This window comes from Dyadobacter frigoris, from assembly GCF_005280585.1.
In the GTDB taxonomy this organism is placed as follows: Bacteria; Bacteroidota; Bacteroidia; order Cytophagales; family Spirosomataceae; genus Dyadobacter; species Dyadobacter frigoris.
In genome coordinates, this window is record NZ_SZVO01000008.1 from 132,180 (window position 1) to 155,177 (window position 22,998).

Sequence of the window (22,998 nt, forward strand, 5' to 3'; positions counted from 1 at the left end):
TCAGTATCAATTCAACTTATGAAGGAATCACGCATCAAATTATTACTATTTGATTTTTTTGACGGAAAAACCACATCCATACAGCGAAAGCTGATCGAAGAATGGTTGTTGGACGCTACTAACCAGGAAATTTATTACCAGTGTCTGGACGAATGGGAGAGTGCACATCCGCAGTTTTCTCCTGACCACGAAACGGCATTATCAAATTTCCAATCGGTTTTAAATGGAAAAAATCAAGACAACTCTAATGTGCTTCAAGAAGTTATTTCCACCGGCCAATTTCAGTTTAGCAGGTGGAAATCATTTGCAGCGGCTGCTTGTATAACGTTGGTCAGTTGCTTTATTTTCAAAAAGCAAATTCTCTACAAAGCTTATGAAGCTGCTGCCGGGAAGACTGCAACGTATTGTCTTTCAGAAGGTACGCGAGTAATCTTAAATTCAAATTCTACATTGCTTGTTCCGCGTTTTGGCTTTGGTGATAATACCAGAGAAGTTTTCCTGAGCGGGGAAGCCGAATTTAAAGTGACGCATACGGCAAATAATGACCGGTTTATTGTGTCAATGGGTAAGGATTATCAGATTGAAGTGCTTGGAACTGAGTTCGTTGCTTTTTCAAGAGCAAGAGGAAAACGAGTTTTTCTGAAAAATGGGAAAGTGAAACTCAGGCTTCCGGAAGGAAAACAGTTGTACATGAAACCGGGAAATCTCTTTGTTTCATCTCCAAACGGGACGTTCAATCTGGTAGAAAAAGTAGACGCCCGCCCGTACACAGCTTGGAAAGACCAGACTTTTTATTTCAATAATACCCGGCTGTCTGATGTCGCTTTACAGATTCAGGAGCAGTTTGATGTCAAAGTACGTATAATAGATACGTTACTGTCAAACAAACGAATTGCCGGCATTTACAAAGCTGAACAGGCTGATGATTTGTTGCAGATCTTATCAGAACTGATGCGGATAGAAATTACTCAGAAAGAAGATATTATAGAACTGTCTACTCCTAAACTTCCTTAATTTATGTCAAACAAATACCTGAAAAGAACAGGGCTGATTCTGATGGCACTTGTGTTAAGCAGAATCAGTATGGCCCAAAACATTGTTCTTGCTCAACAAACTGTGAGTCAGCCGCCAGCTCATAAACCAGCCGTCGAAGCTCAGAAATTAAAAGATATCCTGCTCCAACTTGGCCGTAAATACCAGGTTAACATCGTTTTTGAAGAATCGACGGTTCAGGGAATTACAATTTCTTCAGCTAATGAATCCGGAAACGAAAAGCTTGAAAAAAGGCTCGAAGCATTATTGAATCCAAACAATCTTGAATTTAAAAGATCGGGAAAAGGTACATATCTGATTGTAAAGAAATCAGGTAAAAAGACCGCTTTTGAACAACCATCAGAAACAGATAAAACACCAGGTGAACCAGTTCAGTCATTGCCACTAAATGCGGTTGAAGATAAAAATTCAACTGAGCGACAAGTTGTTGTAATTCCGGTCAAAGGCCGTGTGCTCGATTCGAAAGGTGATGGATTACCGGGTGTAAGCATCGTTGTAAAAGGTACAAACAAAGGTGTTACAACAGATATTTCCGGAAACTACCAGATTTTCGTGGATGATGAATCGGCAATTCTGATTTTCAGTTTTGTGGGTTTTAAAAGTCAGGAAGTGCCGGTTGGCAATAGATCAACCGTCGATCTTGTACTGACAGAAAATGTAAATGCGCTGGAAGAACTTGTCGTAATCGGATATGGAGAACAATCCAGAAAAGACCTCGTCGGTTCGGTTGGTGTTTTGGGTAGAAAGAATTTTGGAGATGTGGGTGTGAGTAATACTTCACAATTACTTCAAGGAAAAATTGCTGGTGTTCAGGTGATTAATAACAGCGGCGTGCCTGGTTCCGGCGCGCAGATCGTTGTCAGGGGAACAGGTTCTTTTACCAGTGCGGCACCGCTTTATGTGATTGATGGTATCCAGAGTGATGCGACGATTTTCAATTCGTTAAGTCCTTATGATATTGAATACATCAGTGTTTTGAAAGATGCTTCGTCGGTCGCAATTTATGGAGCACAGGGTGCAAATGGTGTTGTTGTTGTGACGACAAGATTGCCAAAAAACGGCAAAACAAAAATTACCTACAACGGCTATTTCGGAATTTCCAGACCATGGAAACAATTCGATATGCTTAATGCTGAGCAGTATACAGATCTGGTGAAAGAATGGTATACCAATTACGGTCAGCCATTACCGCCAAGACTGGCCACAGCCGATGCCAATATCACCAAAACCGATTGGCAAAAAGAAATGTTTCGCACGGCGAAAATCACGGAGCACCATATTAACATTGGCGGCGGGACGGAGCACGTGAATTACAGTTTTTCTGTCGGGTACACCAAACAGGAAAGTCAGGTACAGAAAATGGATTACACGAGAACCAATTTCCGGTTCAACATAGAGGAATATATTGGAAAAAGAATCAAACTGGGTCAGCAATTAAATGTTCGATACCATGTTACGGATGGACAAACTTCGGATATTTTGGGAGGATTGCGAATGCCGCCTTACATTTCTGTTCTGGATCCAACTAATAAATTGGGTGGATATGGAATCGCCACAAGTGCATTGGATGGAAATGATTCTCAAAATCCTCTGATCATTCCAAATCTATACGACACCAAAGCAAGAGGCCTGAACAATTACCTGCAATTATTCGCTGAGATTGACATTTTCAAAGATTTGAAGTTCCGTTCGCAGTTTGGTGGAACCTTTAATTTCAATCAGAATTATTCCTATAATCCGACTTATGCAGGAAATCAGCTGGTTACACAAGCGCAGACTTCGGAAGGTTATGCTTATAGTTTGAGTTATATTCTTGAAAACTACTTCACTTATAATAAGTCATTTGGAAAACATAATATCGGTGTGACCGCTGGGAATTCTTACCGAGACGGTGGCTTGTCACGCTCTGTCGGATTGGTTGGAAGTAATTTTGCCAATGAGGAAATTCATCAGATCGGCGTTGCCAAAACAGTTAGTTTAAGTTCTGCCCTGGCGAATTCCAATGCCAGATTTATTTCCTATTTCGCTCGTGTAAATTATAATTTCAAAGAAAAATATATTCTTACACTGACTGGACGACGTGATGCAACTTCCCTTTTTAGCAAGGACAACCGCGTCGGTTATTTTCCTTCTGTGGGTTTAGGATGGAGAGTTTCGGATGAGAAATTTATGGAAAATGTTCCCATCATTTCTGATCTGAAACTTCGTTCAAGCTGGGGGAAAACGGGTAATTCCAATATTGCCGGTTTCTCTTACCAATCCACTGTTTGGACCGGTTCAGGAAACAGCGTAGTTTATCCTCTGGGGCCTGGGGAAACTTTGGTTAACGGAGCAACTATCGCTATTCCGTCTACACCGAATTTGAAATGGGAAGAAACTTCAACCATGGATTTTGGTCTGGATGCGACTTTCTTCAAAAACAGACTAAGTCTGAGCGCGGGGTACTATAACAGAAAAAATAAGGATCTTTTAGTGAATGTGCCGGTTGCCTTGTCCACAGGTTATGGCGGTGTCAGCGGCGCATCAAGTAGTCAGTTAATTAATGCGGCATCTGCTTATAACAGAGGTTTTGAATTAACATTAGGTTATAACGGAACGGCCAAAGACTTGAAATACAGCATTAATGTAAACGGTGCTTACAATAAAAACCAGGTGACTTCTCTGGGAACACAAGGTGCCGTTCCCATTATCAGCGGAGCGTTTTATTCAGTTCCTCCGATGTCACGTACGGAAGTTGGACATCCGATCGGAGCATTTTACGGCTACAAATATGATCACGTAGCGATTGACCTGGCAGATATTGAAAAATATAACGCCATTGCCCGTGCGAAAACGGGAGACGCAACCACGGAATATCAGGCTGGTTTACTTCCGGGCGACAGAATTTTTGCTGATGTAAACGGTGATGGACAAGTTACAGAAGCTGATCAGACATTTCTTGGAAGTCCGATTCCTAAGGTGACTTTTGGAATGGATATCAATCTTAACTACAAAAATTTCGATTTCATGGCTTCTCTGCAAGGGACAACCGGCGTGGATATTATCAACGGAACGAAGTACTACCTGGAGGGAATTGCCCTTCCTTTTAACACAAAAACAACGGTATTGAATCGCTGGCAAAATCCTGGTGATGTGACTGATATCGCCCGTGCCGGACAGAATTACGGTACAGCTGCCAACAATAGAAATTCTTCCTGGTTTGTTGAAAACGGAGCTTATGCAAGGATCAGAAACGTGACTTTGGGTTATACAGTGCCGGGTTCTAAAATTAAACCGCTGACTGGCAATGTTTTGTCAAGCATCCGGTTGTATGTAACGGCGCAAAATCTTTTCACTTTCACAAATTATTCCGGTTACGATCCGGAAGTAACGGGCAGTGGCAGTTTTATTTTCGGAAGAGGGATTGATACAGGTCAGGTGCCTCAGCCAAGAACTTTCATGTTCGGTATACAGCTGGGATTCTAACATAATATTCAGGTTTTTCAAAAGACAACAACAATGAAAAGGATAAAAATATTTCTATTCACCATGGTATTGCTATCGGGATGCAGCGATAACTTGCTTGACGTAAAAAATGAAAACACCTATACAGATGAATCGTATTTCAAAACCCAGGTTCAGTTCAATGAGGCGATCATAGCAACTTATACGGTGTTTAGTCACATGGGTATGATGTCGCGGGAATGGTATTTCATTTTCGATCTTTTGGCGAACGAAGCGGAAAGGTCAAGTGCCTTGGTTGGTACCGAGTTGCAATTGACAGATTACAGTTTTACCAATAACAATGATGACATCGTGGGCCTTTGGGCTTCTCTTTACCGGATGATTTTCAGGGCAAATCTTGCTTTGAAAGTGATGGATGGCTGGGAACCCGTGGACGACAGCGAGAAAGTTTTGAAGGCGCAATATATCGCTGAGGCGCATTGGCTGCGTGGTTTTGCTTATTTCAATCTGGTAACAAATTGGGGAAAAGTACCATTGAAAATGACTTATGACGAATCGAAAGTTAATGCTGCGCCAAGAGCTTCTGTCGCAGAAGTTTGGGCGGTTGTTGAAAGTGAATTTTCCCTGGCCATTCCTGACTTACCGGTTAAATACAGCGACGATCAGCTAGGTCGCGCTACCAAAGGAGCCGCGATCGGTTTTCTTGGCAAAACTTATTTGTTCCAGAAAAAATACGATCAGGCTGTTACAGAGCTTACAAAGTTGACGAAATCGCCTTATACCTATTCCCTTGATCCGGTTTACGACCATTTATTTGGCGAAGATAATATCAACACGCCGGAAGTATTGTTTGCTGTAAATCACGTTTATACGACGGCCAACACACAATACTATATGTTCGGCGGTTACGAAGGTGAAGATGGAAAAACGTTCCACACAGGCCGTGCGCAGGAATATGGATTTAATGATTGGGAAAATGTAACGATTTCTGACGCGTTGGTTGCTGCCCACAAATATGCCGATCCACAAACGGGCGCGGCCGGATACATAGATCCAAGAGCTGCTTACACCTATTACGGAAGTACTGCAAATGGCGGTGATACTGAATATTGTGATGCCTGCGCCGCTGGAGCAATTCCGTTTCCATTTGACTTTTACAGCAACAGGTATCGTAAGTACGAACCTTATGAATATCAAAAATATACGGAAGCGCCGATGAGCGGAATTAACACACACGTGATGCGCTACGCTGATATTTTACTAATGCTGGCCGAGGCGAATATTGAAAAATCCAGTCCTGATATTGCCACCGGAATTGGTTATATCAATCAGGTAAGAAATCGTCCGAGTGTGATGGCGAAAAATTATGCAACGACTTTGTCACAGGTTGAAGCACGGACCGCTTTGAGAAGAGAACGTCGTATTGAACTGGCGGGTGAACAATCGAGATGGTTTGATTTGAACCGCTGGGGAATTGCCAAAGAAGTGTTAAATCAGGAGCATCCGGCAAGTCTGGGACAAAGTCCGTTCCTTGACAAACACGTACTACTACCGATTCCGATTGCAGAACGAAATTCCAATGCTGCCTTGGCGGCCGATATTGCCAATGACTGGAATTAATATCATGATACCGAATCGTAAAATTTCTATTCCGATTTTTCTGTTAACAGCGCTGATTTTCATTGTGGAAGTCAGCGCTCAGAAACTTAACCGGGTTATTTCGGTTGAGAAATCCGGTAAATATTTTATTACAATTGAGAATCAGGTGATGGAAATTGATCCGTTGCTTGGTGGAAGAATTACTTCGCTTAAAATCGATGGAAAGGATTTTCTCACTGACAGTACGATTAATGATTTTAACTGGGGATCTACTTTTTGGCTCAGTCCTCAGAGTGCCTGGAACTGGCCGCCTTCTGCGGAAATTGACAACAAACCGTATAACATTTCTGTGCGGGGTAACGTCATCAGAATGGTTAGTCAGAAAGACCCGAAAACAGGTTTGCGGGTTATCAAAGAGATTTCAGGGAATAAGAAAAACAGTTCTTTCATTTTGAAATTTATCATTACAAATCAGTCTGATAAAAATCAAAAAGTAGCTCCCTGGGAAGTAACACGCGTAAAATCCGGCGGACTATCATTTTTTCCGATTGGAAAAGATAAAGCCCGGGGCGGACTTTTATCCTCAACTTCCATAAAAAACGGTATTTTTTATTATCAATACCAAAAAGAAAAATTACCCGTAAAGGGCGATCGACAGATTTATGCTGACGGTTCGGAAGGCTGGCTGGCGCAGATTAATGATAATGTTATTTTAATCAAAAAATTCCCTGATATTCCTTTAGAACTTACCGCGCCGAAGGAAGGTGAAGTCGAACTTTTTGCCAGTGAGGTAACTGCTGCAAATCCTGGTTATGTTGAAATTGAACATCAGGGGCCGTATCTGGAACTGAAACCAGGCGAATCTTCAAGCTGGGAAACAACCTGGTTTTTAAGGAAATTACCATTTAAACTAAAACCGGAAATTGGTAACGCCGGTCTGATTGATTATGCAAGAAAAATAGTAAAATAACTACATCAGTTTCTTTTGTAACCTTAGCCAAAAAGTAAAATAAATCAGCTCCCTAACGTTTTCCGCAAAGTTTACTTTCATTCGCATATGATTCAAACTGACAATTTTCGGAACAGGATTTCAAAAAAGAATTTCGTCCCATTAATGCTCATTTTTGCGTTTGCAGGCTTGGTTGCCTACCAGACCAGAACCGAAGATGACCGTACCTGGAGCATTTATAAAGCGGATAATGAAAGCACCAGTTATTCTAAACTAAGCCAGATCAATACAAAAAACGTAACGCAGCTGCAACCTGCCTGGACTTTCGCTTTGAAAGATATGAAAGAAGGCGCACGTTCCGGAAGCAGTGAATGTAATCCGATCATTGTTGACGGCGTAATGTACGCAACTTCCGCCAAACACTGGGTTTATGCAGTAGATGCAGAAACAGGGGAGAAAATCTGGTCTTTCGATCCGTTTGACGGGGCGGAAGGTGGCGGTGTTAGTCGCGGCGTGACCTATTACGAAGAAGGAAATGATAAAAGAATTCTGGTAACGGGCGGAGATAAACTTTTTGCACTTGACACGAAAACCGGGAAGCCGATTTCAAGTTTTGGAAAAGGAGGCTATGTTAATTTGAATGTCGGGTTGCGGGATGATCCTGAAACCATTTCTGTAATTCCAACTTCACCGGGAATTGTTTTCAAAAATCTGCTGATCATGGGCGCGGAAGTTTCAGAATTGTACGGAGCCCAGCCGGGCTATATTCGTGCTTACAATTGTATAACCGGAAAACTGGAATGGACTTTTCACACCATCCCACTTCCGGGCGAACCGGGTTATGAAACCTGGCCGAAAGACGCGTATAAGTATGCCGGTGGCGTAAATGACTGGTCGGGGATGAGCCTGGATCTTAAACGCGGTATTGTTTTTCTGGCCCTGGGTTCGCCGTCTTACGATTATTACGGAGCGGACAGAACGGGGAAAAATCTGTATGGAAACAGCGTCGTGGCTTTGGATGCAGCTACCGGAAAATATATCTGGCATTATCAGACGATCCATCACGATCTGTGGGATTACGATTTGCCAGCGCCGCCAAATCTGGTTACGGTAAAAAGGGATGGAAAAGATCTTGATGCCGTGGCGCAAATTACAAAACACGGATTTGTATTTGTTTTTAACCGGGAAACCGGCGAGCCGTTATTTCCGATTGAAGAACGAAAAGTACCTGTTTCGCATATTCCCGGTGAGAAATCCTGGCCGACACAGCCTTTTCCTTTAAAGCCAAAACCTTTCGCCAGGCAGCTTTTCAGAGAACAGGATTTAACACATTACTCAGAGGCAGGCCATGATTCATTGGTAAAAAAATACCGCTCGATGCGTTACGAAGGCCTTTTTACACCGCCGGATTTAAAAGGAACATTGATGCTGCCAGGCTCGCGCGGTGGCGCTGAGTGGGGTGGAGCGGCTTACGATCCCGGGACGAGTGTTCTTTTTGTTAAATCAAACGATTCACCGGAAATTGAATCCATGCAAAAAATGGATGAAGAAAAAGAAGCAAAAGATCAAACGGTTTTTGAGCAGGGAAAATCCGTTTATATGACTTATTGCGCGACTTGTCATGGCAAAGATAAAAATGGAGATGAGCCTAATTATCCTTCACTGGTGTCACTCAAATCCAGGATGACAAAGGAAGCGGCATTGGATAAAATCAAAAAAGGAGGCGGAAAGATGCCTGCTTTTGCGAGTATCGTCAAAGGAAAGGAAAAGGGGATTATTGCTTTTTTATACGAAAAGGAGCAAAATTCTCTGAAAGCGACAAAATTGGAAACAATGCAAACCAAAGCCGGTGCAGACAAATATTTGAATTTGACAGCCTATGGTCATTTCAGGGATATTGATGGAAATCCTGCCTTAACACCGCCATGGGGAACATTGAGCGCAATCAATTTGACCACAGGAGATTATGAATGGCAGGTTCCGTTGGGTAATAATGAAAAATTACAAGAAAAAGGAGGGCCTGAAACAGGGCAGGAAGGTTCTGCCGGGCCGATTGCTACGGCTGGCGGATTGATTTTCATTAGCGGAACAAATGATAAAAAACTACGGGCTTTTGAAAAATCGACAGGGAAATTACTTTGGCAAACTGTCCTTCCTGGCGTAGCCAACGCAACGGCGTGTACATATATGGCTGGCGGAAAACAGTATGTGGCACTTTCTGTGGGAGGAAATAAAGAAAATCCTTCCGGATTTATTATGGCTTTTAAATTGCCTTGATCTCTAAAAATCTTTTGATTAGCCCGGACATTAGTCGCAAATGTCCGGACTGTTTTTTATTTTCCTGCCGATTCCTTTTTTTTGTCAAAATATAATCTGCAATTTTTTCAATATCATTTTCACAAGCGATCTGATTCGGCCATATCGTTTTTTGAACATCACATTCTGGCTAATGATTTTTTCCTTATCCATTGTAATGTCAAGAATGGATTCCATTCCGGTAAATTCTTAATCGTCCATCACGCTCGGTGAAAAGCATTGTTCGATCCGGCAGGAAAGCGATTTGCCAGGGAACACGAAGGTTTTCGGCTAGTGTATCGATAACATAACCATCCCCTGGAATGGATTCTGAAACGGTTTTAGATTTAAAAATAAACGCGCTCGAAGAAATCGGAATGAAGCAAAACGCGACAATACAAGATTTTATTTTCATCACTTACAATGTTGGTGACTGCTGATAAATTGTCCATTGCTGCTCTGTGGTATTTCTCTTTTTAGCAAGAATAATCGAGGTATTTACTTGTCCGTCCGGATCAGATGGCGTAATGTATAAGTCTGTCCCCTTTAATTTAATCAAATAAATGTCTTTTTTGACTACAATAAATTCGTATTCCTGACTGCTGTTTCCGGCGATCAAAGGTTGTTCTTCCAAAGAAACATCGCTGGCGGCAGCGGTTTGTGGTTGGAAAGTCTTATGTGTCAGCAAATTTTCCAATTGATATGTATTCGCGCCAGTGTTTATAAAATCCCAGGTCATACATTTCCAGTTTTGCGGATTATAGGCAACGAGTGGTGTTCCATTTTTGGAAGCGGCGTCTTTTACACGCAATAGCATTCCGGTTTTTACATTTTTAATCGCATAATTTCCTTTGATATTCTGCGAAAATGCACTCGAAAAAATGGTTAACAGTACAACCAAAATCAGATATTTCCTTTTCATAAGAATTTTGTTAGGAACAGTAAAACAAGAAGTTACAAGAATAAATTTACATTGCAAAATGACTTTGGCTTTCGGTAATCGGCTTTCAGATTTAACATAAAAACAAGATCTGGCTTAATCCGGTAATAATTTGTAAGAAACAAAAAGCAAAATCCGCGCAATCCTGCCGAAAGTCTATTGCCGGCGGCCGAAGTAAATTTTCCCTGTCATACAACCATTCCATCCTTAACTTGCCTCTTTAATACAAATACATCTAAACCCTTCCTATGACGACGGAGGCAGAATTGATTACGGGTTGCCTATTACATGACAGAACAGCACAACGGCTCTTGTACGATCGTTACAAAAATGCTATGTACACGCTTGCTTATCGGATCACCGGTGATTACGATGATGCTAACGATGTGTTGCAGGACTCGTTTATGGAAGTTTTTCGTCATCTGGACCAGTTTCGCGGAGAAGCAAAACTGGGTGCATGGATCAAGCAAATTGTTGTCCGGAAATCCACAAAAAAGAAGCGGATCGTAATCTGGCAAAATGTGGAAGAAGAAACAGGAGAAAGTATTAACTGGGGAGAAATAGACATCAATGTAGCGCATTTGCAAACGGCGATTCTGGCTCTCCCCGATGGTTTCAGGACCATTTTTGTACTGGCAGAAATTGAAGGTTATACACACCGGGAAATAGCGGTGATGCTCAATATTTCGGAAGGTACGTCCAAATCGCAGCTATTTCATGCGAAGCGGAAATTACGCAGCATGTTAACCCAGAGATGATCTTGAAAAATATGGAACATCATAGAAATAATTTTAAGAACGCATTAGCAAAACTTCCCTCTTTTCAGCCAGCCGATTTTATCTGGACAGAAATTGACCGGAAGCTAAATGAAGAGCCTTTGCAGAATGCTTTAAAAAGTCTTCCCACGCAGGAACCGGCTGATTTTATCTGGGATAATATTGAAAATAAAATCAGCGGAACTTATAAGAATAATAGCGCGTGGTGGTATGCTGCCGCAATGATTCTAACGATCAGTTTTACAGGTTTTTTGTACAATACCCATAAGACAGATTCCAAGATTTCGTATTCACAAGAAGTAATTGATACCCGTTTACAAACCAAAACAGAACCTGTTACGGATCAGGAATATGAAAAACTGGTATCGTATTGTGAAGCAGAAACGGTTGTTTGTAATGATAAGAATTTCAAACGTTTAAAACAGGAGTATGAAACGCTGCGGTCGGCGACTCAGGAATTGCAAAAGGCGATGGGGAATTATAATACAGAGCCTGAATTGACCCGTCAGTTTAGTATCGTGGAGCAGGAAAAGGCAGAGGTTTTGAATGAAATGGCTAAGATGATCTAGGACAAAATTATGAAATCGACAGACAAAAATATTTTTCGAAAAATACCGCTTTTTACAATCCTCCTTTATTGGGTTGTTTCAAATGGTACTCAATTGGTTACGGCGCAAAATGTGTTGCAGGTTGCGACCAAAGCTATTGAGAAAACCGTGGCAGCCCCTGCTATACGCACACTTCACATTAATGCAGAAAAGGCTGATATAGAGTTGATCGCCTGGGATAAAACCGAAATTTCCATCGTAATGGAACTTTCGGCCAGGCATCCCGACAGAGCGACGGCAACCACTGATTTGGCCAAGGTCCAATACATTGCCGACCGAAGCGGGAAGGATTATTTTCTTCGGAATTATATTTTGCTCAAAGAAGGAGAAAGCAAACCGCTCTCCAACCTGAAAGCACGATACACCATTCATTTACCGGCTTCCTGTGCTATTGATTTGAAAAATACCTTTGGTACTATTCAAATGAAGGGACTGACGAATAATCTTAAACTAAACGCAGATTTTTGTACAACTACCCTGCTGAATATCAAGGGAAAAGGACTGCTTGAAACCACATTTGGAGAACTGAAAGGAATCGAAATTTCTGGTGATTTTTCTTTCACAAGTGATCATACCAACCTGCGCCTGGAAAATATTGGGGGTGCTGTCAGGATGAATACATTGTATGGAAATGTGGAAATTCAGCCGTCTTCCGGTTTGACGAGTCTGGCCATTCAATCAAAAAAGGCTGTTGTCTCCATGTTGTCAAAAAACTGGCAGCAATTTGATTACGATATCAACAGTGCGTATACCACTATGAAGCTTCCCAACGGCTTTAAGTGGAAACGCAATACAACCGATTTTAAGGATGCATTTTATTCCAAAAATCAGATAGCCAACATACAGATCAGTGCAGAATTCGGAAATCTGACAATAAAATAATACTGCTAGCCCCTAACTATTAGCCATGAAAAAATTTATACTTTTCTCAGTTATACTTTTCCTGAATAATTCTGCATTCGGGCAGGATAGCTTAAAAGTCACGTTTTTGGAAGTGCAGGATACGCTGGTCAAGCAGCATTTTATTGACCGATATGAAAATGTGTTCATGACAAAAGTGGCTAGCCGCCATATCATAAAAGTTGGATATGCTACTTCCCTGGTTCGAGGTTCTGGCCTTAATATTGGTTACGAGTATAAGGTCTTGCCTGCATTTTCTCTTGAAGCAGGAGGGTATTTTGAAAACGTGACAAATGAGCAGGGAATCTCACGAGGCATGTTTAACAGAGGAGGGGCTGAAAATACGATTTTGGACGAATTATATGTTAACGCCAAAGCCCGCTGGTATTATAACATGAAAAGCAGGATTGAAAGTGGATTAAATGCAAACAATTTTAGTGGAAATTATTTCGCTTTCTCTTACGAACAGTCTTTTATATTCAAAAATAGGTATCCGCATCCCGGGCGCAGCCAGCGCAGAACAGGTATTCAATATGGCTTTCAAAGCAGGTTTTTGAACAACGGTTTTGTAGATTTTTCCGTAGGTCTTTTTCATAGACCGACAGGTTCTTATGAAGATTATAATTTCAGTGATCATAAAAGTAAATATCAGCTCAGTAAGTTTAAGATTGCAACACAAATGAATTTTGGTCTGGGGATTGGTAGCTGGAAGAAAAAATCTACTTTACCAAGCTGTGAGATACTCGTTTGTGATGAAGATATTAACGATCAATGGAAGCTGAACTTTCCTTATTTATACATAGGAACCAGCTTGCAGCAAGCTGTAACTCAAATTGCATACGAGCGAAAAATTGGGAAAAGCCCTTTTTCCATAACCGGTGATTTGAATTTAATAATTTATCGGAACATTGACGATTTTATTGGCCCTTACAATTACAGCTTTAAAGGTTGGAACGAGAATGGAGCTCTGACAGGCGGATTGCAGCTTCGCTATTACTATCTTCAAAAACAGCAAATCAGAAAGGGAAGAGGATCAGCCAATTTTTCGGGGCCCTATTTCAGCGTTGGAAGCGGATACCAGAAAAATTATACAGAATATCATTCGCCTTTTCACGAAAACAATGTCCAGAAGGGATTTGGTAGCAACTGGACTGCAAGTCTGGCTACCGGATATCAGCTAAGATTTCTCAAAAAATTCTTTGTTGACGCCAACGCTTATTATTTGAGAAGCCTCTCCCGGAAGTATGCAGTACCGATAGTGGGTATGGACAATAAGAATTCCTGGAATTTTAAAGTCGGCTTTGGCTTTGTTTTCTAAGAATGGTTTTCTCTTAACTAATTTGAGTTCACAGCGATGAAAAAAATTCTTATCTCCATTTTAATGATTCTGGCGAATGCATCCTATGCCCAGGATACAACCAGAATAACGTACAGCGAAGAAGGAGACACACTTGTCAAGCAGCATTTTATAGATAGGTATGAAAATGTATTTATGACAAAAATTCCGACCCGCCACATATTTAAAGTTGATTATTTGTCTTCTGAAGGTAAGGGAACCGGACTTAATCTGGCTTATGAGTATAAGTTTTTGCGTGCTTTTTCATTGGAAGCCGGTGTCTTCGTTCAGACGTCCAGTGACGCAAATGGTCTGACTGTTGACACATTTAAAGACCGTTTTTATTTACAGAGCTTATGGTTTAACGCGAAGGCCCGGTGGTATTTCAACATGAATAAAAGAATGAAAACTGGGCTTAGTGCTAATAATTTCAGTGGAAGTTATCTTGCTTTATCTATGGAAGAATCGATCCATGCCCATGCTAGCTGGATTTATTCGTACGGCGGCCTGCATAAGCTCAATTTACAATATGGTTTCCAAAGCAGGTTTCTGAACAAAGGACATGTTGATTTTTCGGTGGGCATTTCCAGGTTAACTTACAGAAGACCAACCATGCTAAGGGGAATTAATAACTTTACAATTAATACACAGGTCATGCTGGGATTAGCATTTGGTGACTGGAAAAATACCTCTACTGCTCCAATATGCGATGCGCTGGTTTGTGATGAACAGATAAAGGATCAGTGGAAAGTGAATTTCCCGGACATCAGGATCGGGCTAAAGGGGCAGTCGGTTAAAGCTGGTGTTGCCTATGAGCGAAAAATTGGAAAAAGCCCTTTCTCCGCCAGCTTAGAGTGGAGTGGCATGCTTTATAACAGCGTACAGACAACCATGAGCTATAATTCGCTTCCAACAAGTTCAATTTCCAGTGATTACAACATCACAGAGATTTCCATGTCGACGGGTTTACAGTTTCGGTATTATTTTCTTCAAAAAAGAAAAATATTAAAAGGTAAGGATGGCGCGAATTTTTCTGGACCCTATGTGGGCCTTCGGGGAAATTACTCATTTTACTATGATAATGGAGGTGCGAATTTTAATAAGCTATCAACATCTAAGGATAGATGGAGAACCGGTATTACCGGGGGATACCAGCAGAGAATCTTAAAGAAATTTTTCATAAACGCGGACTTGACCCGCTGGGAAGGTTCAATAGATACCGGAAATGGGTCAAGAAACTGGTTTCTGACGATTGGTTTAGGATTTACTTTTTAAGTAAAGTGTGGAAAAAAGCTTTCAGCAAAGATTTTTTCGCCATGGATTTCTTGATTTTAACACATCTTATAACTTCAAAAGAGCGTTTATTTTATAGCATAAGTCTTTTGGTCCCAAACCAAGATTATTTTTTACTTAATTTCGAAACATACAGCACACCATTTTCTCCCTTACAAAAAGAAAAATTATTTCCGCCTACGCAAAAAGCAGCAGAAGCTGATACATAAAGACGATCTTTTTTGTCAAAATAAAGACTTTTGATCTGATGATTTTGTGGTAAACTTATTTTCTGTCCCGTTGAAGTGATTATCCCGGCAGGTTCAGGATTTCCTCCGATGCTAACCTGATCAGTTTTGTATTCAGTACCCGTAACGGTGTATACTTTGTTAAGTAAAATCATTGGGTCTTTTTCCGAATAAGTTACATTATTGTATGGCAACCAGTTTAGTCCATCTATGCTATAAAAGGATGGACTTGTTGCATAAATAGCCTGCTCATTTAATTTATTCGATCTGAAAGACTTGGTGTTAAAGACCAGCAGCGTATCTTTTACCTGTGTAAAACTGAAAATTCCGATTGGTTTATTGTAATTTCCTGCTTGCCAGGTTTTTCCTTTATCATCGGTTTTGTAAATTTTGAGCCCCGTTGTAATAACCAGCGAATTATCGATGTCTCCGTAAACGCCTTCAATCGGTCTGGCATCCGGCGCGGTTAGTATATACCAGTCAGGATTCTCGATTTGAGTTTCAATTTCGGTTGGATTTTGGTGAGTTTTATAATTTCAAGATAGTCAATGTCACCTCATTTATAATTATTTTTTATGGTATCAAATTGTTAAAATCAATGAACGTTTTGTATTAAAATTAGTTGTCAATAAAATTTTTTAACAGCTTTGCAACGATTTGCCTGCGTATTGGTGTCATAATAAAAACTCATCGATCAATTTTATGAAAATCACTCAACCTCTTCTCTTTTTATTATCCTGCATTTTTCTCTCGTCGTGCAATGACAATAAATTGTGCGGTTGTGTGGCTCCTCCGTTTGAAACCAGATTACAGGGACAATGGAAGTGGTTCAAAACAACGACACCTACAAAGACGATAACGGAAGGAGAAAATGCAAAATCCAAGACAATTAATTTCTTCAATAATCAGTCAAGTGATCTGGTTACGTTTTATACCGGCGATAGCCTTACCTCAACGATGGTTCAGAGCAGGACAGGTGCCATAGCTGATGAGAAAAACCTGATTTTTCTGATGAAGTTTAATCCTGAGGGATTTGTAAAATATTATCTTAAAGGTGGACAAATATTGGAAACCAGCGAGTTAATGAAGGATTATTCTGAAAAAGCAGATACTGTGCGCCATTTTTACCAATTTGTCGGTGAAGCGCGGAGATAGCTTTCATGAATGTTTTTGAAGCAAATATTTATTAAATCAGAAAGGAATATAGGTCGTAATATTCGATGTATATTCCTTTCGAATGCCTTTAGAGTAGTGAAATTTACGAAAACATATGCTGCGAAAAACGCGGGCAAATGAATGTGATCCGGCATTTCGTAAATCTGCCTGAACGAAGAAGTAAAACAGTTGGAACTAAATAAAAAAATACCGAAAAAGGTTTGGCCGTATATAGCGCAGGGGTAGAAATCCACAGCTTTGACGCGGAAGTGGTTGCGATCATGAATGGACGAGGAACTGATATTTCATGTCACACTTTGCCACTGGAGTTTTTGGCATGTCAATATTTCAATAGGGCTGCGAAGAAAATTTCATAAAAATAAAGTTTGATAAAATAAAAATTATATACCGAACAATAATTTTATTGTATTGTATATGACAATAGTGCACAAGCCGTACATTATGCTATATTTAGGATTGCTAATAAAAAGACTGGCATGCTCAACATGGTAGACCCTAAATATCTTAATAAAGTATTCAATGCATTGCCCACGCCCGGAGTAGTATTACTTCCGGATTCTCCCAAATTTACGGTCATTGACGTAAACGAAGCTTATCTTGAAATTACCAATATTGCAAGAGAAGATTTTGTAGGTAATGGTTTTTTTGAAGCGCTCAGCAGCAAACCTTATTTTAAAGCACACCTTTGGAAAGATCTTTTGCAAAAAGCGATCATTGAAAAGCGCACGCTCCAGACACCGGTTTTTGATTATCAGGTACCAATAAAAGGAACTTTTGATTTTGTAGTAAAACAGCTGGTAACTTCCATAACCCCGATTTTAGATGCGGACAATGAGATACAATTTATTATACGCTCGATCACCGATGTTACCGAAATGCTAGCTGTAAAAGAAAATGAAAAGGCAGTCAGTGATAACCTTGCCAGGAATGAAAAATTTCTTGAAGAGACACAACGGGTGGCAAGGATTGGGAGCTGGGAAGCCAATTTGGTTAACAAGGTGATCACCTGGTCGGATGTGGTAAGAGAAATACATGAAGTGGATAAAGATTATTTTCCTTATCAGGATTCGGCGGTGCATTTTTATAAAGAAGGTAAAAACAGGGATTTATTTCAAGCCGCTGTAAATAAGGTAATTGAAGATGGTTCAGGATTTGACCTGGAATTACAGATTATTACAGCAAAAGGAAATGAACGGTGGATCAGATTAACGGGCGAGGCAGAATTAAAGGATGGAATTTGTACCAGGATTTACGGCGCAATCCAGGATATTAATGAAAATAAAATCAATGAAGAAGAACTTCTGATTTCACGAAATCGCTTTGAATCACTGATCCAGACTGTTGACGGGATAGTTTGGGAGGCGGATGCGGAAACTTTTGAATTTTCTTTTATCTCCAATCAGGTCATAAATATTCTTGGTTATACACCGCAGGAATGGCTGGGGGAACCTGATTTTTGGGCAAACCATATTTACCCGGACGACCGTGAAGAGGCTGTTGCCTATTGTCAGCGCTCAACCCAGGATTGCAGAAACCATACGTTTGATTACCGAATGATGCGTTCAGACGGAAGTCTTGTCTGGATAAAGGATGTTGTTTCGGTGATCAACCAAAATGGCAAACCAGCGCTGCTGCGTGGTATCATGATGGATATTTCGGAGGGCAGGCGGTTTGTCCAACTGGAACATCTGGAACGAAAAGTACTGGAATTAAACTCACACAAGGAAATAGCTATTCAGGATCTTCTGACGGAATATCTTACAGGCATAGAAGCGATTTTTCCAAATATGAAATGCTCCATTCTTTATGTCAAAAATGGTCACCTGTACAATTGGTCGTCGCCGTCGTTGCCACTTGATTATGTAGAATCTATCGAAGGTTTGGCGATCGGGATAAATACGGGCTCCTGTGGCTCAGCCGCTTTTCTGAAAGAACCGGTCATTGTAAGTGATATAGAAAATGACCCTCGATGGATAGACTACAAAGATTTGGCTTTGAAATTCAATCTGCGCGCTTGCTGGTCGCAGCCGATTTTAGATTCGGAGGAAGATGTAATTGCCACATTTGGTATTTACTATCACGAGGTGAAAGAGCCGATCGATGAAGAACTTAAAGTTGTAGAAAAATCAAATGCTATTTTAAAAGTCATTCTGGAAAACCGGCGAAGTTCCGAAATACTGGAAGAGACTTTCTTTTTGATGAACCAGGGCCAGGAACTGGCACATTTTGGTAACTGGCAGTGGGATATTGTAAATAATGTGGTAAGCTGGTCGGATACACTTTATGACATTTATGGTTTAACCCGGTCCGGATTTAAGGCCACATTTGAAGGCTATCAGGAAATGCTGCATCCTGATGATAAAATGCGTGTTTATCAGTTAATTCAGAGCGTATTACAAACAAAAAAAGATATTGTTTTTGAAGAAAGAATTATTCGTCCGTCAGGGGAGATCCGGAATCTCAAATCATGGGGTAGGTTAAAAACCGATGAAAAAGGTAATCCGCTGAAAATGATAGGAGCCTGCCTGGATATTACCGAAAGCCGGAAAACACAGGAAGAATTGCTGGCGAGTGAATCCCGTTTGCGAAGTCTGGTGGATGCCCAGACAAATTATGTAGTCAGGCTGGATCTGACAGGTCGTTATACTTATTATAACAAAAAGTATCAACAGGATTTCGGATGGTTTTTTGCTGATGAAAATCTGATTGGTGAAAGTTGTCTTGATACCACCATTTCTGAGCATCATTTCCGGTTTTTAGAAGTTTCTGATTTATGTAAACAAAAGCCGGGTAAAATCTATCAGGTTGAGATTGATAAAATTCGAAATGGAGGTGGAATTATTTCGACCTTATGGGATTTTATTTGTTTGGCTGACTCTAACGGAAAATCTTCTGAAATCCAATGTACCGGACTGGACGTAACGGACCGGAAAAAAACGGAAGATGCCCTGAAACTAAGTAATGAGCGGTATGAACTTGTAAACAAAGCTACCAACGACGCGATTTACGACTGGAATTTAAACACCGACCACATTGCCTGGGGGGACGGTTATCGCCGTTTGTTTGGCTATGAAGTAACCGGCGAAAGATATCCGGTTGAGAAGTGGTCCTCCAATGTTCATCAGGATGATTTAGATGCAGTTACTCACAATCTAAATAAGGCACTTGAAGATAAGACGCAGCAAAACTGGTGGGCAGAGTATCGCTACCGGAAGCTGGACGGCACTTATGCCTTTACGCAGGAAAAGGGATTTATAGTTAGAAATTCCGGTTTAGAAGCAGTGAGGATGATCGGCGTGTTAAGGGACATAACCGAAAGAAAACAAACGCAGATAAAACTTCTCAGGAAGTCGAAATTTCTTGCTGCTATTGCAGAAGTAAATAATAGTCTTTTACAATTTAATGACTGGTCCGAGGCATTGGATAAATCGTTTGGCATTGTGGGGCTTGCAGTAATTGCAGACCGGGTTTATTATTTTGAAAATTATACAGATACCAGTTCCGGGCAAAAATTCGCAAGTCAGAAATTTGAATGGAATGCCGGTACTTTTGATTCTCAAATTGATAATCCACGGCTGCAGAATGTGCCGCACGATACGCTGGCTAATCTTATGAATCCGCTCAATGAAAATAAGCCGTTTAATGCAATCATAAGTCAGCTTCCCGATTCAGATTTCAAGATTGATCTTTTGCAGCAGGATATAAAATCGATACTGATATTACCGGTTTTTGTAAAGAATAAATTCTATGGTTATCTGGGGTTTGATGATTGCCGGCAGGAAAGATCCTGGGATGAGGATGAAATTTCGTTCTTAAAAACCATTACGGTTAACCTGGCGAAAGTAATTGAAAGTCAGGAGGCAGATAAAGCACTATTGGCGGCTTTTGAAGAAAAAAACAAAACGCTTGAAAGTATCCAGGATGGTTTTTTTGCTGTAAATGAAAACTGGACGGTGACCTATTGGAATAAGGAAGCCGAAAAACTGCTTGACATAAAACGGGAAGAAATAGTTAATCACAACTTTTGGGATATTTATAATCAGGTAATTCCATCGAAATTTTACTATCAATATAACAAAGCCTTAAAAGAAAATACACCGGTTCGTTTTGAAGAATATTTTGCTCCTTTAGACAGGTGGTTTGAAGTTAGCGCTTTTCCGGCAACGGCAGGTTTAACTGTTTATTTTAAAAATATTACAGAGCGTAAATTTGCTGAGGAAAAGCTGAAAGAGCTGTATCAGGAACTGGAAATTAACCTGAAAATCCTTGCGATTTCAAATGCCGAACTTGAACAGTTCGCTTACGTCGCCTCTCATGATTTGCAGGAACCTTTGCGGATGGTGACCAGCTTCCTGACGTTGCTCGAAAAAAAATATGGCGAATCCTTGGATGAAAAGGCAAAAAAATACATTTTTTTTGCTGTTGACGGAGCAAAAAGAATGCGCCAGATTATCCTGGATCTGCTTGATTTTTCAAGAGTCGGGAAATCGGAAGAGAAACTCGAAGAAATAGATTTAAATGAATTGATAGAGGAAATAATTCTTCTTTACAGAAAGAATATAGAAGAAAAAAACGCTGGCATCAGCTTCTCTGCGCTGCCCGCACTTACTACATTTAAGACACCGTTAAGGCAGATTTTTCAGAATCTGATAAGTAACGGATTGAAATATCAGCCCGAAGGAAGAATTCCACATATCCATATTTCTTCAAAAGATACCGGGACGCACTGGGAATTTGCCGTCATGGATAATGGAATTGGGATTGACGAACAGTATTTCGACAAGATTTTTATTATCTTTCAAAGGTTGCATAACAAAGACGAATACTCCGGTACTGGAATGGGGTTGGCGATTACAAAAAAAATTGTTGAAAATCTGGGTGGGAAGATCTGGTTAAAATCAGTCGAAGGAAAAGAAAGCACTTTTTATTTTAGCATTGCAAAACAGCAACCTACAACGTTATGAGAAGTATACATATACTATTAGTTGAGGATAATGAAGGGGATATTTTACTCACGACAGAAGCTTTACAGGAAGGACGGGTTTTGAACAAAATCAGTGTTGTCAGAGATGGACAGGAAGCCATCGATTTTTTAAACCGAAAAGGAAAGCATACCCTGGCCGAACAGCCTGACCTGGTGCTGCTTGATGTGAACCTGCCAAAAAAGAACGGACACGAAGTACTTCAATATATTAAGAAAAGTGATGATATAAAGCATATTCCGGTTATCATGCTTACGACGTCATCCTCGGAAAGAGATATCAGCCTTTCCTATCAAAATCATGCAAATTGTTATATCACCAAGCCTGTTGAATTAGAAGGTTTTCTAAATGTGGTTACACAGATTGAAAATTTCTGGATTAGTATTGTAGCCCTGCCATCTGTAAACAAAAATTGATGGAAAAGGATAAAAACAGATATAAAATCCTGGTCATTGAAGACAACCCTGGAGATTTTGCGCTAATAGAGGATTTTCTGGATGAGCAGATGCATTCTCCTGAAATTTTCCAGGCAAAAAACTTCCGGGAAGGAAGGTCTTTGCTGGTTGACGAAAAACTGGTTGTAAATGTTATTTTACTGGACCTTTCCCTGCCTGATAAAAGTGGTGAAAATCTGATCATGGAAATTGTTGCGCTGAGTGCAGGGATTCCGATAATTGTACTGACGGGTTATCCTGACATCTCTTTCAGTGTAAAATCACTTTCTCTCGGAGTTTCCGATTATTTACTTAAAGACGAACTATCTGCTTCAAATCTATACAAAAGCATACTTTACAGTATTGAACGAAAGAAAAAATCGGTGGAACTGGAAGAATCTGAAAAAAGATACAGCGATCTTTTTCAGCTTAGTCCTCAACCGATGTGGGTTTATGACTTGGAAACTTTACAATTTTTGAACGTAAACGATGCCGCCATCAGGCATTATGGTTATAGTCTTGAAGAATTTCTTGACATGACGATACGGGATATACGGCCGGTTGAAGAGTTGCCCAAATTGGACGAAACTTTATTTCTTACCAGAAAAACGGCTACCATTCATTACAACGGGATATCACGGCACAGGAAGAAAAACGGGGATATAATTCAGGCCGAAATTCAAAGCAACGGCATTTATATTAATGGCAGAAAGGCAAGGGTGGTTTTGATCAATGATATTACCGAAAGGCTCCGTTATGTTGAAGCTATTGAACGTCAAAATCAAAAATTGCAGGAAATCGCCTGGCTTCAGTCACATGTGGTACGTGCGCCAATTGCCAGACTGATGGGCATTGTTGACCTGATCAAAAATTACCAGCATTCCGAAAACGAACAAAATGAATTGCTCGATCATATCCTTATTTCCGCCAACGAATTAGATGGAATTATCAGGGATATTGCAAATAAGACGAAGCATATTTGAAAT

The 22,998-nt window shown here is 40.5% G+C and carries 17 protein-coding genes; 14 read left to right on the forward strand and 3 right to left on the reverse strand.

The window, feature by feature from the left end; all coding sequences use genetic code 11:
* Positions 1-18: 18 nt before the first annotated feature.
* The 5 genes from FDK13_RS17765 to FDK13_RS17785 all read left to right on the forward strand — a co-directional run bounded on the left by FDK13_RS17765 (position 19) and on the right by FDK13_RS17785 (position 9,322).
* Complete coding sequence (locus FDK13_RS17765) at positions 19-1,014, forward strand: FecR family protein (RefSeq protein ID WP_137341357.1); 996 nt, start codon at positions 19-21, stop codon at positions 1,012-1,014.
* Between the two features lie 3 nt (positions 1,015-1,017).
* Positions 1,018-4,518: a SusC/RagA family TonB-linked outer membrane protein gene (locus FDK13_RS17770; RefSeq protein WP_137341358.1), complete on the forward strand. Its 3,501-nt coding sequence runs from the start codon at positions 1,018-1,020 to the stop codon at positions 4,516-4,518.
* 33 nt (positions 4,519-4,551) lie between these two features.
* Complete coding sequence (locus tag FDK13_RS17775) at positions 4,552-6,117, forward strand: RagB/SusD family nutrient uptake outer membrane protein (protein ID WP_137341359.1); 1,566 nt, start codon at positions 4,552-4,554, stop codon at positions 6,115-6,117.
* Positions 6,118-6,121: 4 nt separating this feature from the next.
* Positions 6,122-7,066 carry a DUF4380 domain-containing protein gene (locus FDK13_RS17780; RefSeq protein ID WP_170982833.1) on the forward strand — a complete coding sequence of 315 codons (945 nt, stop codon included), beginning with the start codon at positions 6,122-6,124 and terminating at the stop codon, positions 7,064-7,066.
* 144 nt (positions 7,067-7,210) lie between these two features.
* Complete coding sequence (locus tag FDK13_RS17785) at positions 7,211-9,322, forward strand: outer membrane protein assembly factor BamB family protein (RefSeq protein WP_229216090.1); 2,112 nt, start codon at positions 7,211-7,213, stop codon at positions 9,320-9,322.
* Positions 9,323-9,521: 199 nt separating this feature from the next.
* Here the strand turns inward: FDK13_RS17785 and FDK13_RS17790 are convergent, their stop codons facing one another.
* On the reverse strand, positions 9,522-9,755 hold the full coding sequence (locus FDK13_RS17790) for a PQQ-dependent sugar dehydrogenase (protein WP_137341362.1): 234 nt from the start codon (positions 9,753-9,755) through the stop codon (positions 9,522-9,524).
* A 3-nt stretch (positions 9,756-9,758) separates the two neighbouring features.
* The gene (locus tag FDK13_RS17795; RefSeq protein ID WP_137341363.1) at positions 9,759-10,262 is read right to left on the reverse strand and encodes an RICIN domain-containing protein; all 504 of its coding nucleotides are present in this window, start codon (positions 10,260-10,262) and stop codon (positions 9,759-9,761) included.
* Between the two features lie 266 nt (positions 10,263-10,528).
* Between FDK13_RS17795 and FDK13_RS17800 the strand changes: the two genes are divergently transcribed.
* From FDK13_RS17800 to FDK13_RS17820, 5 genes are read left to right on the forward strand one after another with little or no spacing between them, the layout of a single operon-like run.
* The gene (locus FDK13_RS17800; RefSeq protein WP_137341364.1) at positions 10,529-11,038 is read left to right on the forward strand and encodes an RNA polymerase sigma factor; all 510 of its coding nucleotides are present in this window, start codon (positions 10,529-10,531) and stop codon (positions 11,036-11,038) included.
* A gap of 11 nt (positions 11,039-11,049) precedes the next feature.
* Positions 11,050-11,625 (forward strand): hypothetical protein, encoded by a 576-nt coding sequence (locus FDK13_RS17805; RefSeq protein ID WP_137341365.1) that lies wholly within the window; start codon positions 11,050-11,052, stop codon positions 11,623-11,625.
* 9 nt (positions 11,626-11,634) lie between these two features.
* The gene (locus FDK13_RS17810) at positions 11,635-12,546 is read left to right on the forward strand and encodes a hypothetical protein (protein ID WP_137341366.1); all 912 of its coding nucleotides are present in this window, start codon (positions 11,635-11,637) and stop codon (positions 12,544-12,546) included.
* A 25-nt stretch (positions 12,547-12,571) separates the two neighbouring features.
* Positions 12,572-13,882 (forward strand): hypothetical protein, encoded by a 1,311-nt coding sequence (locus FDK13_RS17815; protein WP_137341367.1) that lies wholly within the window; start codon positions 12,572-12,574, stop codon positions 13,880-13,882.
* Positions 13,883-13,918: 36 nt separating this feature from the next.
* Positions 13,919-15,175: a hypothetical protein gene (locus tag FDK13_RS17820; protein ID WP_137341368.1), complete on the forward strand. Its 1,257-nt coding sequence runs from the start codon at positions 13,919-13,921 to the stop codon at positions 15,173-15,175.
* Between the two features lie 124 nt (positions 15,176-15,299).
* Here the strand turns inward: FDK13_RS17820 and FDK13_RS17825 are convergent, their stop codons facing one another.
* Entirely contained in the window at positions 15,300-15,575 is a 276-nt protein-coding gene (locus FDK13_RS17825) for a hypothetical protein (RefSeq protein WP_137341369.1), read from the reverse strand.
* 547 nt (positions 15,576-16,122) lie between these two features.
* Between FDK13_RS17825 and FDK13_RS17830 the strand changes: the two genes are divergently transcribed.
* From FDK13_RS17830 to FDK13_RS17845, 4 genes are all read left to right on the forward strand, one after another.
* Entirely contained in the window at positions 16,123-16,575 is a 453-nt protein-coding gene (locus tag FDK13_RS17830) for a hypothetical protein (protein WP_137341370.1), read from the forward strand.
* A gap of 497 nt (positions 16,576-17,072) precedes the next feature.
* Positions 17,073-21,560 carry a PAS domain-containing protein gene (locus tag FDK13_RS17835; protein WP_137341371.1) on the forward strand — a complete coding sequence of 1,496 codons (4,488 nt, stop codon included), beginning with the start codon at positions 17,073-17,075 and terminating at the stop codon, positions 21,558-21,560.
* Positions 21,557-21,994, forward strand: coding sequence for a response regulator (locus tag FDK13_RS17840; RefSeq protein ID WP_137341372.1), 438 nt, complete (start codon positions 21,557-21,559; stop codon positions 21,992-21,994). The genes FDK13_RS17835 and FDK13_RS17840 overlap by 4 nt, the downstream gene beginning before the upstream one ends.
* Positions 21,994-22,995 (forward strand): PAS domain S-box protein, encoded by a 1,002-nt coding sequence (locus tag FDK13_RS17845; protein WP_137341373.1) that lies wholly within the window; start codon positions 21,994-21,996, stop codon positions 22,993-22,995. The genes FDK13_RS17840 and FDK13_RS17845 overlap by 1 nt, the downstream gene beginning before the upstream one ends.
* The last annotated feature ends 3 nt before the right edge of the window (positions 22,996-22,998 follow it).